This is a genomic window from Mucilaginibacter segetis, assembly GCF_016522075.1.
GTDB classification, from domain to species: domain Bacteria; phylum Bacteroidota; class Bacteroidia; order Sphingobacteriales; family Sphingobacteriaceae; genus Mucilaginibacter; species Mucilaginibacter segetis.
Window position 1 is genome coordinate 174,714 of the sequence record NZ_JAEHFW010000004.1, and the last position, 15,868, is coordinate 190,581.

At 43.4% G+C, this 15,868-nt stretch carries 13 protein-coding genes and 1 tRNA gene; 7 read left to right on the top strand and 7 right to left on the bottom strand.

From position 1 onward, the window contains the following. Positions 1–4 precede the first annotated feature (4 nt). Together I5M19_RS18450 and I5M19_RS18455 are read left to right on the top strand one after the other, a co-directional pair. Positions 5–832 (top strand): OmpA family protein, encoded by an 828-nt coding sequence (locus I5M19_RS18450; RefSeq protein WP_200067853.1) that lies wholly within the window; start codon positions 5–7, stop codon positions 830–832. Positions 833–898: 66 nt separating this feature from the next. Continuing rightward, a complete protein-coding gene (locus I5M19_RS18455; protein WP_200067854.1) occupies positions 899–1,750 on the top strand; it encodes a fumarylacetoacetate hydrolase family protein in 852 nt (283 codons plus the stop codon). Between the two features lie 7 nt (positions 1,751–1,757). Here I5M19_RS18455 and I5M19_RS18460 read toward each other — a convergent pair whose 3' ends face one another. Together I5M19_RS18460 and tsaD are read right to left on the bottom strand one after the other, a co-directional pair. Beyond that, positions 1,758–1,928 (bottom strand): hypothetical protein, encoded by a 171-nt coding sequence (locus I5M19_RS18460; RefSeq protein ID WP_200067855.1) that lies wholly within the window; start codon positions 1,926–1,928, stop codon positions 1,758–1,760. A gap of 15 nt (positions 1,929–1,943) precedes the next feature. After that, positions 1,944–2,945, bottom strand: a complete 1,002-nt coding sequence (tsaD, locus tag I5M19_RS18465) for a tRNA (adenosine(37)-N6)-threonylcarbamoyltransferase complex transferase subunit TsaD (RefSeq protein ID WP_200067856.1) — start codon at positions 2,943–2,945, stop codon at positions 1,944–1,946. A gap of 182 nt (positions 2,946–3,127) precedes the next feature. Here tsaD and I5M19_RS18470 point away from each other — a divergent pair, with 182 nt between their 5' ends. Then, complete coding sequence (locus tag I5M19_RS18470) at positions 3,128–7,570, top strand: translocation/assembly module TamB domain-containing protein (RefSeq protein WP_200067857.1); 4,443 nt, start codon at positions 3,128–3,130, stop codon at positions 7,568–7,570. Here the strand turns inward: I5M19_RS18470 and I5M19_RS18475 are convergent. The 3 genes from I5M19_RS18475 to I5M19_RS18485 all read right to left on the bottom strand — a co-directional run bounded on the left by I5M19_RS18475 (position 7,567) and on the right by I5M19_RS18485 (position 10,767). After that, on the bottom strand, positions 7,567–8,772 hold the full coding sequence (locus I5M19_RS18475; RefSeq protein WP_200067858.1) for a bifunctional 3,4-dihydroxy-2-butanone-4-phosphate synthase/GTP cyclohydrolase II: 1,206 nt from the start codon (positions 8,770–8,772) through the stop codon (positions 7,567–7,569). The genes I5M19_RS18470 and I5M19_RS18475 overlap by 4 nt on opposite strands. Before the next feature lie 94 nt (positions 8,773–8,866). After that, positions 8,867–10,282, bottom strand: coding sequence for an LptF/LptG family permease (locus I5M19_RS18480; RefSeq protein ID WP_200067859.1), 1,416 nt, complete (start codon positions 10,280–10,282; stop codon positions 8,867–8,869). 104 nt (positions 10,283–10,386) lie between these two features. After that, a complete protein-coding gene (locus I5M19_RS18485) occupies positions 10,387–10,767 on the bottom strand; it encodes an START-like domain-containing protein (protein WP_200067860.1) in 381 nt (126 codons plus the stop codon). A gap of 110 nt (positions 10,768–10,877) precedes the next feature. Between I5M19_RS18485 and I5M19_RS18490 the strand changes: the two genes are divergently transcribed. Next, positions 10,878–10,951 (top strand) — tRNA-Met (locus tag I5M19_RS18490). A 145-nt stretch (positions 10,952–11,096) separates the two neighbouring features. Here the strand turns inward: I5M19_RS18490 and I5M19_RS18495 are convergent. Both I5M19_RS18495 and I5M19_RS18500 read right to left on the bottom strand, forming a co-directional pair. Beyond that, positions 11,097–12,191, bottom strand: coding sequence for a DUF5700 domain-containing putative Zn-dependent protease (locus tag I5M19_RS18495; protein WP_200067861.1), 1,095 nt, complete (start codon positions 12,189–12,191; stop codon positions 11,097–11,099). A gap of 58 nt (positions 12,192–12,249) precedes the next feature. Further along, entirely contained in the window at positions 12,250–12,546 is a 297-nt protein-coding gene (locus I5M19_RS18500; RefSeq protein WP_200067862.1) for a hypothetical protein, read from the bottom strand. Between the two features lie 5 nt (positions 12,547–12,551). Here I5M19_RS18500 and I5M19_RS18505 point away from each other — a divergent pair, with 5 nt between their 5' ends. The 3 genes from I5M19_RS18505 to I5M19_RS18515 all read left to right on the top strand — a co-directional run bounded on the left by I5M19_RS18505 (position 12,552) and on the right by I5M19_RS18515 (position 15,303). Further along, positions 12,552–13,442: an SDR family oxidoreductase gene (locus I5M19_RS18505; protein ID WP_200067863.1), complete on the top strand. Its 891-nt coding sequence runs from the start codon at positions 12,552–12,554 to the stop codon at positions 13,440–13,442. A 1-nt stretch (position 13,443) separates the two neighbouring features. Then, positions 13,444–14,370, top strand: a complete 927-nt coding sequence (locus I5M19_RS18510) for an NAD(P)H-binding protein (protein WP_200067864.1) — start codon at positions 13,444–13,446, stop codon at positions 14,368–14,370. 180 nt (positions 14,371–14,550) lie between these two features. Next, positions 14,551–15,303 (top strand): helix-turn-helix domain-containing protein, encoded by a 753-nt coding sequence (locus tag I5M19_RS18515; RefSeq protein ID WP_235985892.1) that lies wholly within the window; start codon positions 14,551–14,553, stop codon positions 15,301–15,303. The last annotated feature ends 565 nt before the right edge of the window (positions 15,304–15,868 follow it).

Below are 15,868 nucleotides of genomic sequence, written 5' to 3' on the forward strand. Positions count from 1 at the left end.
TAGTATGAAGATAAAATATTGCCTTTTAGCCGCAGCACTTCTTTTAACATTACACTCCTGCGTGGTGATGTCACCTAAAAAGTATAAAGCGTTAGTTGCACAACGCGATTCATTGTCCTCGCGTACGGTTACCCTGGAAGAGGAAGTTTACAACCTGAAGAAAGAGATAGCGGGATTAAAGGCTGATACCGCGAACCTGAACCGGGATTTGGCAAGGCTTAATGACAATTATAATAAACTGAATAATACCTACAGTGCTACTTCATCAAAAGTAAATCAGCTGTCGGCAGATCTGCAAAAGCGCGAAGCCAGGTTAAAAGAAGTGGAAGATATTTTACGCAAGCGCGATGAGGCTACTAACGCTTTGAGGGATAAGCTGCAAAAAGCCTTATTAGGATTTCAACAGAGCGGTTTAAGCGTAGATATACGGAATGGTAAGGTATACGTATCATTAACCGATAAGTTGTTATTTCCTTCGGGTAGTATAGTAATTGACGATCGCGGAAAAATGGCCTTACAGCAACTGGCGGCTGTGCTGAATAAAGAACCTGATATTAATATAGCCGTTGAGGGGCATACTGATAATAAAAAGGTAATTAATCTGGGACAGATAAAAGATAATTGGGATCTCAGTGTATTACGCGCTACATCGGTTACCCGGTATCTGACCGACGTGGAGAATGTTGATCCGCACAGATTAACTGCTACAGGTAAGGGTGAATACCAGCCTATTGATCCTTCAGATACTAACGAGGCCCGATCAAAAAATCGGCGGATCGAGATTGTGCTTTCACCCAAATTGGATGAACTGTATAATTTGATCACTAAATAAATCAAACCCCAATATTCGATCCCCCTGAATTGGGGGATTTTTTTTACTTGAACTTTTGCAGATATCATGAAACTGATACGATACGGACAACCCGGCAACGAAAAAACAGGAGTGGAGATTAACGGTACCAAATTCGATACCTCCGGTTTCGGACAGGACTATGATGAGCATTTTTTTGCCACGGACGGACTAATCCGTTTGAAGGAATTTATAAACACTAATAAATCCTCGCTTACAGGAATTGCAGCTAATGAACGTTTAGCATGCCCGGTAGCGCGGCCATCAAAAATAGTTTGCGTGGGGCTTAACTATAAAGATCATGCGGCAGAAATGCAAATTCCGTTGCCTCACGAACCTGTGGTATTCTTAAAATCTACCTCGGCTATAACCGGCCCGTTTGATGATATTATTATTCCTAAGGATTCTGTAAAAACGGATTGGGAAGTTGAGTTGGCCATTGTTATCGGTAAAAAAGCATCATATATATCAGCCGAAGATGCGATGGAACATATAGCGGGATATTGTTTACACAATGATGTATCGGAACGGGAGTTCCAATTAGAACGTGGCGGCACCTGGGATAAAGGAAAAGGCTGTGATACCTTTGCTCCGCTTGGCCCTTATATGGTGACAACCGACGAGATAAGCGATATCCATGGTCTGCGGATCTGGCTAAAGCTGAATGGGCAATTAATGCAGGACGGCAATACCGCTAACCTTATATTTAATGTGCCTTATATGGTATCATACATCAGTCGTTTTATGACACTATTACCCGGCGACGTAATATCTACCGGGACGCCGGCAGGTGTGGGCATGGGATATAACCCGCCAGTTTACTTAAAGCCCGGTGATACGGTAACCTTGGGGATAGACGGTTTGGGAGAATCGTGCCAGCGGGTTGTGGCTTTTGAATAATAAAAGCTTACTTACCCCCGGTTTTCCAGTACATGTAAGCAATACAGCCAATAACCATAATGGCTAAAATAATAAGGCCGGCAGTGCCTTTACGTCTGTCCTGTTTCATAACCCAAACTAAAAAGGCTACTAAAGGCAAAACAAAAACTGCCCAAAAAATAAGTGATGGTATATTCATTTGATTGTTTTTAAATTAAAAAGGCATCCTGGCCATTGGTGCTATATGCTGGTCTGCAAATTCTCCTTTTAAATATTTATAATATCCGGCAATAGCAATCATGGCAGCATTATCGGTACAATATTCAAATTTAGGAATAAAGCACTTCCACCCGTTTTTAGCGCCCATTTCCAAAAGCCCCTGCCTTAAACCCGTATTGGCAGATACACCTCCGGCAAGTGCAATATCTTTAATGTTATACTGCATAGCGGCCTTTTGCAATTTATTTAATAAGATAGAGGCTATCCGTTTTTCAACAGATGCGCAAATATCAGCTAAGTTCTTTTGTATAAAATCCGGGTCGGCGGCAATATTATCCCTTATAAAATACAGAATGGAGGTTTTTAATCCGCTGAAACTGAAATCGAAACCCGGTATCTGTGGTTCAGGGAATTTATATGCCTCGGGATTGCCTAATCGCGCGTTTTTATCAATCAGCGGGCCTCCCGGATACGGCAAGCCCAAAATCTTACTGGTCTTATCCATAGCCTCACCGGCGGCATCGTCAAGGGTTTGTCCTATTATCTCCATATCAAAATAGTCTTTCACCAAAACTATCTGCGTATGCCCTCCGGATACCGTAAGGCACAAAAATGGAAAAGAAGGCTTGTCTTCTGCTATAAAATGTGCCAGAATATGCGCCTGCATGTGATTTATTTCGATCAGCGGCAGATTTTTAGCCAGTGCAAAAGCCTTAGCAAACGATACACCAACTAAAAGTGAACCTAAAAGTCCGGGCCCGCGCGTAAATGCTACTGCATCAATATCATTTTTGTTTACTTTTGCGTTTGATAATGCTTGTTGCACAGCAGGGACAATATTTTGCTGATGAACCCTTGAGGCAAGCTCGGGGACAACACCGCCGTAAGCCTCGTGTATGGTTTGATTAGCAATTACATTGCTTAACATAACGCCATCAACACAAACTGCGGCGGATGTTTCATCACATGAAGATTCGATTCCTAAAATTACAGGCACTTTTTTACGTTAAAAGCCTAAAGTCTGTATAAAAAAAGACCGGGCTGTTAATAAACTTTATTAATTCAGAAGTAAAACACTTTAAACGTTTTTGAATTTTTACTTTTGAACTTTTAATTAAATACAAAGTTATTAAAAAACTACTCAAAATAGCGTTAAGCATTGTACTGATAATTTTACTGATGATAAGCATTCTGTTGTTGCTTTTTCAGTATAAACCGGTGCAAACGTGGGCTGCAAAAAAAGCCACCGCTTATTTATCAGAAAAGCTTAAAACAAAGGTGGATATAAAAAGCATCTACCTGAAGCCATTTTCTTCGGTAGTGCTGGAAGATTTCTACATATTGGACAGGCAGCAGGATACATTGCTTAATACGCCGAAACTTACCGTAGAGATCACCGGGTTTTCATTGTTTAACAGCCTTTCAAAAAAGCTGATAACTTTCAAATCCATCCAGCTTGATAATGGCTCCTTTTATCTGAAAAAACAAAAGGATAGTGTTACTAATCTGCAGTTTGTACTTGATTATTTTAATTCCGCAGATACTACTGCCGACTCTGCTAAAACTAAGGGAAAGCCATGGACAGTTGAGTTCGATCGGATAGGTGTTAATAATTTCCACTTCAGGTATAAAAACCTTTTAAAGGATAAAGCAGTTAACGGCATCAACTTTAACGATATTGATGTGCGCAACTTTACCACCGTATTACGCGACATTAATATTAAAGATCATCTGTTTAAAGCTAACATAAACAAGTTTACCCTGCGCGAAAAAAGCGGTTTCTATGTTAAAAGCCTCACCTCGGTAGCAACTATTGATACTAACCAGCTGCTTTTTCAAAACCTGAGCATAGTTACGCCAAATTCAAATGTGAAGAACTACTTCCGGATGAAGTTTAAATCATTCGATGATATTTCGGACATTGAAACCAAGGTAACGATGGATGCGGATCTTAAATCATCGCATCTCTCCTCAAAGGACATAGCTTATTTTACCACATCTTTAGGGAAGATTAATTTTGAATTGGGTGTTGACGGGCGTATAAGCGGCCGCGTTAATAATCTGAAAGCCAAAAACCTGCTGGTTACTGCCGGGCAGGCAACATTTGTAAAAGGCAATTTTGAACTGATAGGATTGCCCGACTGGGAGAATACTTTTTTACAACTGCAGTTTGATCAGATCGCCACCAATAAAAAAGATCTTGATTATTTATACAGCCATTTTACCGGGCAACCCAACTCGCATGTACCCGATATAGTAGGCAAATTTGGCAATATTAATTTTACCGGAAGGTTTACCGGCTTGCAAAACGATTTTGTAGCCTTTGGTACTTTTAAAACCAAACTTGGCCGGTTCGATCCGGATCTGAACCTGAAGATAAGCAAGGCTGGCGTACCAAGTTACAGTGGTAAAATACGCGCCGTGAATTTCAATTTGGGTACACTGCTGAACGATCAGAAATTTGGGCGGACTACCTTATCAGCTAACGTTCAGGGACACGGTGATGAGTTAAATACGCTTTCAGCAAGTGGTGATGCGCGCATAAGTTATTTAGGCTTTAACGGCTACAACTACAATAACCTGGTAACCAGGGGCAGTTTTATAAATAAAAAGGCTAACGGCCATTTAACCGTTAATGATAAGAATATACAGCTTGATCTGCAGGGGAGTGTTGACCTGAAACCTAAACTGCCGGTGTATAACCTTACCGGTAATATCAGTAATGCTAAGTTACGTACGCTAAAACTGCTTAAGGATACCGTAACTTTTAATACGGATATAAACTCCGACTTCTCCGGTAATAGCCTCGAAAATCTGGATGGCAGCATTCTGCTTACCAAAATAAAGTTTTCTGATCCGCACAATACTTATTTTGTGGATACCGTATCATTAAGTGCAAACGGCAAGGGCGACAGCCGCATTATTGCCTTAAAATCTGATGTGGCGGATGGCAGCATACAAGGTAGTTTTGACCTTGCCACACTTCCGTCATACTTTAAAACCATTGTAAAAAAGTATATCCCATCCATACAAACAGATATTACGCCGCCCAAGCCGCAGCGATTTGATTTTAATCTGAAACTTAAGAATCTTGATCCCTTTACCGCATTGTTTATGCCGGATCTTAAAGTGCCCGACCAGGGGAATTTTGTAGGGAAGTTTAATTCAGATGATAAAACTGCTACATTGAACGGGTACATCAAAACCATAAAGCTGGGCAAAATAGTTTTCCATGATTTTATTATTGATGAAGGAACTGATGACGAATTTTTAGGCCTTAACGTGTCTTTGAGTAAAGTTGACCTTACCGACAGCTTATTTATAAAAAATATCACCGTCTCCAATTTCCTGAAAAACGATAGCCTTAATTTTAACGTAAAACTTTCAGACAAAACGGCTACCAACCAGTTGGATTTGTATGGTTTGGTGGAGTTCGGGCGCGATACTACAGCCAAGCTAAAAATACTTCCTTCCGATGTTATACTCGAAAACCAAAACTGGAGAATCCAGGAGCAGGTACGGATCCGGCTGCTGGATGGAAAAACACAGGTGTCCGGCTTCGAGATGTCTAACGGATTACAGAAGGTAAGAGTAAATGGCTTTATATCCGATAATCCGGCAGATAAACTAAAGCTGTCATTTGAAAAGTTCAATATGTCCACCTTAAATCAGCTTACTAAATCGGGCGGGGTACTGCTAAAAGGATCTTTAAACGGTGATGTGGTATTTACATCCATCATTAAATCGCCGGGGATAGATGCCAACTTAGGTATTGATTCCCTGATAATGAATAAAACCCTGGTAGGGGATGTAAAAATAGCTTCGACACTTGACAACGAGCGCGAAGAAGCAAATGTTAAACTAAATATTACTCACCAGGGATTAGAAACCATGAATATTGCCGGCATCTACACCTTAGGGCACGGGGCGGGGGACAATCTTGACTTTGATGTAAAGATGGACCATACCGAAGCCATTATCTTCGAACCTTTTGTTAAGGGTTTGGTATCTGATCTTAAGGGTACCGTATCGGCCGACCTGAAGTTATCGGGCTCTCCGTCAAACCCGGAGCTTAACGGCAATCTTTCATTAAATAATACCGGGGTTACTGTAGATTACCTGAATACCGCCTATACCGTAAACGATGAGCTGAGTGTTACCAATAGTGTAATAAACATTGATAACATGGTGCTTAAGGATATAAAGAATGGGAAAGGTACCGCAAATGGGACCATCGATCTGAACACCATATCAAATCCGGTTATAAATGTTACGCTGGATGCCGATAACATAATGGCCTTAAATACCACTTTTAAGGATAATCACTTGTATTACGGTACAGCCTATGGTTCGGGCAGGTTTAGTTTTAACGGCCCGGTTGATAATATGAAGATAGATATTAAAGCCAGCACCGAGGCAGGTACCATATTTAATATTCCGCTTAACACTTCATCTATAGCGTCTGATTATGACTTTATCCGCTTTGTTGACCATAATGATACCGCCAGAAAAGTAGTTGATAAGGTAAACGCGTTTAATGGTGTTACCCTTAATTTCGACCTCACCGTTGACGAGAAAACAACTGTGCGGATCACTACAGATTATGGCGTTTTAGAAGGTACCGGGCAGGCGAAAAATTTAAAACTGAATATAAACAGCCTGGGCGATTTCGAGATGTTTGGTGATTTTTTAATAACCTCGGGTAAGTTTGAATTTACCGCCAAGGATTTTATCAGTAAGAACTTTATAGTTAACCAGGGCGGCAGCATTAAATGGACAGGCGATCCCAATAACGCCGAGATCAATTTAAAGGCGCTTTATGAAGTGCGTACGGATATTGCACCGCTGTATACCGCGGCGGGTTTACAATCACCCCAGGGGCACAAACAGGTACTGGTGCAGGCGGAGTTGATTATCACCAAATCGTTATTGCAGCCAAATATCGATTTCAATTTTAACTTCCCGGTCGACCCATCAATTAAGGATGACCTGAACACCTACCTTGCGGATAATAATAACCGCAGCCAGCAGGCACTTAGTATAATTGTTAGGCGTAATTTTGCCTCAGGAACAGGCAGTAATTTAACTAATCAGGTTTTAGGTACAGCCGGTGAGGCGGTAAGCGAATTTGCCTTTAATAAACTAAACAGTTTTATATCTCAGTCAAATATTAAAAACTTCGACCTTAACATACGCTCGTTTAATGATGCCAGCGTGGGGTTCAGGTTTTTAAATGACAGGTTGTTACTCAACGGCAGCTTTTATACCAATACCGGTACAAGCGATTTGTTTAATAACAAAACCAGCTTTTTTAATTCGGATTTCAGCACCTTATCAAAAGATTTTGAGATACAGTACCTGATCAGAAAAGACGGTAACCTGCGGGCTAAGTACTCTTATCGCGCATTAAACAGTACAACGCTTAATACCATAAACGACCAGTTAGGCGTGCAATATGTAAATGGCGTGGGCTTGGTTTATCAACGCGATTTCGACTCCTTTAAAGAATTTTTCCGTAATATTTTCAGGCAGGGGCGTAAAAATCCACCGGTTAAACCATTACCCGTTCCGGCTAATTCAACAACGCCGGTTGTAGTGAGTCCGCCCGATGATGAAGATTAATGCTCCCGCATAATGGCATGATCCATTTTATCGCGCTTGGTTCTCAAATATGCTTCGTTATGCGGGTTGGAGGCAATCTCGATAGGTATATTTTCTACCACCTCTAAACCATAGCCTATAAGGCCGGCCCGTTTTTTGGGATTATTGGTAAGCAACCTCATTTTTGATATACCCAGGCTGCGTAAAATCTGAGCGCCTATACCATAATCACGCTGATCCATACCAAAGCCGAGTTTAATGTTGGCTTCTACGGTATCCAAACCATTTTCCTGGAGGTGATAGGCTTTTAATTTATTTATCAACCCTATACCCCGGCCCTCCTGGTTCATATAAACAATAACGCCCTTGCCTTCCTGACTTATGATCTCCATTGCCTTATGCAATTGTGGGCCGCAGTCGCAGCGGCATGAACCAAAAATATCACCGGTTACACATGAGCTGTGCACTCGCACCATTATAGGCTCATCCGGTTCCCATTCACCCTTAACTAAAGCTAAATGGTTTTCCCCGGTATCTAACTGCGTATAAGCTATCATATCAAAATCACCCCACTGCGTTGGCATTTTAACCGATACCTCTTTTTGTACCAGCGATTCCGTAGCTAAACGGTAAGCAATAAGATCTTTTATTGATACGATCTTCAGATCAAACTCCTTGGCCATCTGTAACAACTCAGGTAACCGTGCCATATCGCCGTCTTCCTTCATTATTTCGCAGATAACCCCTGCAGGCTCAAACCCGGCCAAAACAGAAAGATCTATAGCAGCCTCAGTGTGGCCTGATCGCCTCAGCACACCGCCATCCTTTGCTATGAGCGGGAAAATATGCCCCGGCCTGCCCAGATCAGCCGGTACCGTAGCCGGATCAATAAGCGCTAATGTGGTTTTTGAACGATCCGTAGCCGATATTCCGGTTGTACAGCCATTGCCCAACAAATCTACCGAAACCGTAAAGTTGGTTTCATGTGATGTGGTATTATGGCTCACCATCGGTTCCAGATCAAGCTCTATGGCCCGCTGCCTTGTTATAGGCGCGCAAACCAACCCACGTCCGTAACGTACCATAAAGTTAATGGTTTCTGGCGTTGCGTTACGCGCCGATGTTAAAAAGTCGCCTTCGTTCTCACGATCCTCATCATCAACCACTATAATGGTTTTCCCGGCTTTTATAGCCTCTATTGCCTCGGGTATGGTATTTAACATTTCTACTTTTTTGGAAATCAGCTTTGCTGATAAAGGCAAATTTAACGGATAATTAAGTTAATAAGGTCGGTATTTTGTAAAACTATAGAGAGGGTTAATCCGGCCGTTTAAACCGCAAACGTTTAAAAAAGCGTTTATATACCTCCATATCAAATAGTGCAGAGTCGGTAGCGGCTTTATAAGTTAAAAACACACCGATGGGAAAAAGCATGATGATGGCTATCCAGGCACCTACAAGCGGAGACAGGTCGCCCTCCTTAGCGGATTTTTCTCCGATAGTGGAAATTATATAATACAGCAGGAAAAAAATTACCGATATCACCACCGGAAGCCCTAAGCCACCTTTACGTATAATTGCGCCCAGCGGCGCGCCTATTAAAAACAGTACTATACACGCCGCCCCCAGGGTGAATTTTTTTTGATACTCCATAACATACCTGCGGATGCTTTTGGAGGTTTCCTTATAATTATCGGTACGGTTACGCAATACATCCTGTACACGCAGTACCTCGCTGGCCGAATTATTAAGCGCGTTCAGCTTTTCGCTGAAACTGGATATTAAAACACTGTCGGCAGGAACAAATTTCTTTACCGAATCTGATTTGGCAGGTATGCTGAAATATTTAATATAAGGCGTTAACAGTTTGTAATTGGTTAAAGTAGTACTATCTACATATTTTTGGGATGAATCCACATAATGGCGCAGTTGCCGCAGGTTCATCATCATGGAAGCTTGCCGGAACTCATTTTCATCTGTTCGTTTCATCTTGAACTCCGACAGCGGAAACCGCTGTTCAGTTTCTTTAAAACGAACCCTTGTTAAACGCTGGCGCTGATTATAATTGGTTTCTCCGGGAGTTTCTTCGTACCGCACACCATCCTTAAGTTTTAATATAAGGTAAAGATCATCTTTGGTACGGTACATTAAGCCCGATCTTGCAAAAGTCACGGTTTGGTTTATCTCCAGCGCCCCATGCTGATAGATCATGATGCCATACAGGGTTTGCCCGTCCGGGTCTTTACTTTTTACCCTGATAGAATATCCGGGGAAGCGATTACTGAAAATATTTTCGGGTAACAGATCGGCTGATTTTTGCTTGCGGGCATCGTACAGCAAGGAGTAATATTTTAAATTAGCTACCGGCAGCATGTAATCCGAAAATGCAAACGCCGCGATACTTAATATGATCACTACCACCATCATGGGGTACATTGCACGGCGAAGCGATATCCCGGCAGATTTAATGGCAACCAACTCATAATTCTCACCCAGGCTGCCATACGTCATGATGGAAGAAAGCAGTACCGATAGCGGCAGCGCCATAGCCACATTAGTAGCCGAGTTGTACATCATCAACTCTAAAATAATGTACCATTTAAAACCCTTGCCTATTAAATCGTCGATGTATTTAAATAAAAACAACATCAACAGCACAAACATCACAATAAATAAAGTGACAATAAACGGCCTTATAAATGATTTGAGCAGTAAAAGATGTATTTTCTTCATCAGGGCACCGTATTCAGCAATACAAAAAGTTTACTATATGCATAACTAAATTTGCATAAGCATATTGCATCGCTACAAAAAACAAAGGTAAAGAATTTTACTGCCTAAGCCCCTAAAACGCTCATCAGGTAATCAATTTGATTGTCCCATATTTGTTTGCGTTCGGCAATGGTTTCCTCTGTGGCAAAATCGGTAATACTCAAAGCCACATCATTGGTAAGTTCATCCTGCACAATCTCCATTTCAAAATAACATTGCGGCTCATCGTCCATCCATTTAAAACGAACCATTTTATTCTCTTTAGCGGCAACAAGTTTTGCGTTCTGTTTTTCATCGTCCCAGGTAAAGGTGTAAATCTGGTCGCGCACGCTTACATCATCAGCAAACCACTGGGTTAAGCCATTAGCCTCATTTAAAAAGGTATATAATATCCTTGGGGATGATTTTACTTCGTATTCAATGGTAAATTTCTTCTTCTCGGCCATGCGGTTTAATGGTTAGCAAATATCAGGGGTGTAAATGTTGAACATTTTTTCTAAAGAAAGCGAATTTCTACTATATTTGCAAACCTTTTTCAGAAACACTGAAATAAAACGGCGGGGTAGCTCAGATGGTTAGAGCGTAGGATTCATAACCCTAAGGTCGGCAGTTCGATCCTGCTCCCCGCTACTAAACAAGCGAAAGCGGCAAAATCCAGTTTTAATTCTGGTATGCCGCTTTTTTTATATCATTTTAGTGGAGATTACACGATATCTGGCTACGTTTTCATAACATGTCTTTTATGAAGTAACATAGATGATGAAGGTCGGTGATCTCAACCCTTCCCACTCCGAAGCTTTAACAAGCGTTCAACAATTGCTTCCGTGGCTGCATCAAAACGCACGAGTTTTTTATCTTCTGCATTTTCATGGCAGATATCCAGATACGTTTTAATAAAGGTTATCGGGTCGGCCGTTACAAAAGTAGCCAGGGCTTCCTTGCCACGGTATTTTTGAATAGCTTTAGCCATCTCATAGCCCACAAAATAACTGCTCTCGTCATACGCCGTAGTGAAGCAAACATTATAATATTGCTCGTACCTTTCTGTGGTTGTATCGCTATAACATTTATATAAAATGGCTTCAAAAAGCGTAAAGTTTTCCCGGCGGCGGTCAGCATTCTTTTGCCACTCGGCAACCTGATCCCTGGCAAAGGGACTGTTGGCTTTAAAGCCGGCGAAGTCCCCAACTAGGTTTGCCGTTCCTTCTGACCATAAATTTTCAAGCAGAGCTGCTGATGCTTCTTGGTAGTAGGCCGGTTTCTCCCATGCTAGCGGCATCCTTTTCTTTTGCCCGGCATCCTGCACAATATGATAGAGTTCGTGCGCCACAAGCAGTTTCGTAGCATCAATATCCCCGTTCAATTTTTGCAGGGCAACGTTAAAAGTAGCCTCCTTGCCCATGGTAAAACCAAGGGCGCCGCCACCTGCCAAAAAACATGCCTTTACTGATACATCCAATGTTGCGGGGGTGTACGGAGCGAGCATGGTCATTATATCCTTCAGCATAGCTGCTTTGTTTTGGCTGATATCCCGAAGCAAACTGCTGATTTCGGGCAGCGCTACCTTGACGCCGCGCCAGTTATAAGGATCGTCACCCATGATCTTACCGGTGGTAATCATTTCTTTTAGAGTGCTGATGAAGACATCCCTTCCGGCACCGCTATAACTTTTAACCTTCGCAATAAGCTGCTGATTGCCGTAGAGCCCGGCTGCTTCATTGAGCTGCTTGTCTGTGACACTATGTCGTTCTAATAAATACACATTAGTTTTGGCGCTTTCCAGATCCACTTCGATATGTAGACCTGTGGCAGCATAACCCGTAATTGATGCAAGTAGAAAAAGCATCATGGCAAGTAATTTTCTATCCATAAGGTTCGGTATTGAAACTGCAAGATAATTAATCGTCTTGAATTTAATCTATAGTCATTTAAGTTTGGTTGAGTTCAAGCAATTCCCCGTCGTATTGCACGGTCAAGTCGCCATTGACAAGGCCCATCTTATAAAAATCGGGCGGCCGCGACGCAAGGGTAATTCCTGCGAGGCCCCAAGGGCATGTACCCGGAAGCCTTTCAGCCGCAGGTCTGCCATATTCACGCCGGGGATTTCCGCTGTCATGTGGCAAAGTTAATAAATTCAAACCTATGGTGGTTTCGGCTAAACCAAAAATGGATTCGGCTAAATCTTTCTGCCGGTCACTACGGTTATTTGTATCATCAAACAGCAATCCACATGAAAGTATTTGTTACGGGAGCCTCGGGCTTCGTAGGTACTGCAGTTGTGCAGGAATTATTGAGGGCCGGTCACCAGGTACTGGGGCTGGCGCGTTCGGAAGCATCAGCCGCCAAGTTACAATCGGCCGGGGCCGAAGTGCACTACGGCGATCTGGAAGACCTGGACAGCCTGCGTAAAGGCGCAGCCGAAAGCGAGGGGGTGATCCATTGCGGCTTTATCCACGACTTTACCCGCTTTGCGGAAGTGTGCGCCGTCGATGAGCGGGCCATCGAAACAATGGCCAGCGTACTGGCCGGTTCAGGCCGGCCACTGATAGTTACTTCAGGCACCGCCCTGGTTAGCCCGGGTAGTCTGGCTACTGAAGATGTGCCGTCGTCGTTCAACCCCGCCTGGCCGCGTGCCTCGGAACGGGCGGCCGAAGCTGCTGCCGCTGGAGGCGTCCGTGCAGCTATCCTGCGCTTGCCGCCTTCCGTGCATGGCGATGGGGACAAACATGGTTTTATCCCTATCCTGGTGAACCTCGCGCGAGAAAAAGGTTTTTCCGCCTATATCGGCGATGGTCAGAACCGCTGGAACGCAGGTCACCGCCTGGATGCCGCCTTGTTGTATCGTTTAGCATTGGAGCAGGCTAAGCCCGGAGACCGTTTCCATGCCAATACGGAAGAAGGCATTACCGTTAAAGACATCGCCGAGGCCATTGGTGCCCAATTAAAATTGCCGGTCAGATCCATTTCTCCTGAAGAAGCCGCGGGGCATTTCGGCTGGTTTGCCCACATGGCGGCGATCGATTGCCCATCATCGAGCAAATGGACGCAGGAGAATCTGAAATGGCGGCCATCACATCCTTTCCTGTTAACCGATATTGAAAACGGCATTTACACCCAATAAGATGAAGTTAGTTATAACCGGTTCTTTAGGGAACATCAGCCAGCCGCTGACAGAAATATTGATCGCCCGGGGGCATCACATAACCGTCATCAGCAGTGACCCTAAAAAACAAACTGCCATTGAAGCCCTGGGCGCGTCGGCCGCTATAGGTTCCATAGCCGATGTTGATTTCCTGACAACAAAGTTCCAGGGTGCGGATGCGGTTTATGCCATGATCCCGCTCAGTTTTACCGAGCCGGACCTGGGTGAGTATCTGCGTCGCATAGCCAAAAACTATGTGCAAGCTTTAAACACAACGAAGGTAAGGCGCGTGGTCGTAATGAGCGGCTGGGTAGCCGACCTGATCAGAAGCGAAAACGTGGAAAATGAGTTTAACGGGCTGAAAGCCCCCATCACCTTTATGCGCCCTGGGTCATTTTATACGAATTTCTATCAAAGCATCGATTTGATCAAAGGCAGAGGGCTGATGGGCAAACTCCTCACACTGCGTTATTCCGGGCTTTGGGCACTGCTGACCGGGAAATCAGGTCTGCTGATGGGCAATTGCGGCGGGGACGACCGCATCATTTTCGTATCTCCTAAAGATATTGCCGAGGCGGTCGCAGAAGAACTTGTGCTGATGCCGGAACAAAACACCATCCGTTATGTAGGCAGCGAGGAACTGACCTGCAACGAAGCAGCCGGGATCATTGGCAGTGCGGTGGGTAAACCCTGGCTGAAATGGGTATTGCTGAGCGACAAAGCCATGTTCCAGGGATTAAAAATGGCTAAAGTACCCGAAAAACTGGCGGAAACATTGGTGGAAATGCAGGCCGCCATACACAGCGGCAAACCGTTGGAAAACTTTCATCGCAACAGCCCTAAAATGGGTAAGGTCAAACTCGCGGATTTTGCCAAAGAGTTTGCGCAGGTATACCATCAAAAATAATTACCTTGTATCATGAGCAATTCGACGCCTTTCCGTTTCAGCACCATCGGTGATTACCACCGTGCTGCCGGTTTGCCTAAGCCGGCACATCCGCTGATCAGTGTAGTCCACATGGAAGACATCAACCTGCCGATCGCTGAGGTGCCTTTCAGCATGGTAGGTGACTTTTACTGGATCTCGATGAAGAAAATGCAGCACGTCAAATTCCGGTACGGTCAGCAAATGGGTGATTATGACGACGGCGTACTCTTTTTTATGTCGCCCGGTCAATTGTTTGGTGTGGAAAGCGTGGAACATCCGGTGAAAAAGCCCGAAGGCTGGATGATCCTGATCCACCCGGACTTTCTGTGGAACACGGCGCTGGCCAAAAACATCAGGCAGTACGGCTTCTTCAGCTATTCGGTCAACGAGGCGCTGTACCTGTCCGAAAAGGAAGAGTCGATGCTGACGGCTATTGTAACTCAGATCGAGCAGGAATATAACACCGCTATTGACCGTTTTAGCCAAAGCGTGATCATTGCGCAACTGGAGTTATTGCTCACCTATTCGGAACGTTTTTACCAGCGGCAATTCATTACCCGTAAAAAATCAAGTCATGAACTACTGACACGGCTGGAAGACCACCTTGACCGTTATTTTAAAAGTGACGCCTTAGCAAAGCAGGGTTTGCCCAGTGTAACCCATATCGCCGAAATACTGAACATTTCTCCTGGTTATCTCAGCAGCCTGCTTAAAACCCTCACTGGTCAAAACATGCAGCAGCACCTGCACCATAAACTGATCGAGCTGGCCAAAGAAAAATTGTCTACCACCAATCTCAGCATCAGCGAGATCGCTTATGAACTCGGCTTTGAGCACCTGCAATCCTTTAGTAAACTGTTTAAGACCAAAACCAATTTATCACCTTTGGAATTCCGGCATTCGTTCAATTGAAGTTTGTAAGGAAAAGCAATGGGTCTTTGTTATAAAGACCGCGGAAAAAACAATTTGCAGAATTTTAACTTGCTCGGGGTAAAGATGCATACAGACCTTTATGCACCTGAAAATAGATATAGATATAGCAGATGTGAACACATGCGGTATTTATACCGGCGGGGTTGCGGTTATTAATAGATTATTAAAAAAAATTTCACGCTGATTTGCAGCGTGTTAAAAATACACTAACATTATTTCTTATAAACCATTTGCATAATTAAAAAGAGTGCGTACCTTTGCAGCCCGCAAACGAAATAATGCGGGCTGTTCTCTGAAAAAGCAAGCTGAAAAAATAAAAAAATAAAGTTTGCAGAAATCAAAAAGGTTCGTACCTTTGCAGTCCCAAAAGAAAGGGAAATATCAAAAGCGATTTTTGATATCAAAATTTGAAAAGTAACCAGTGTAAAATTGGTCAACTATAAATCTGAACCGTGATGGTGAAGAGCAAAGTTCTTAAAAGAGATAGGAAGTAAATTATGCAGCGTAACGGTAAGTGGGAGACCACGAGCTGGGATGCAAAAAG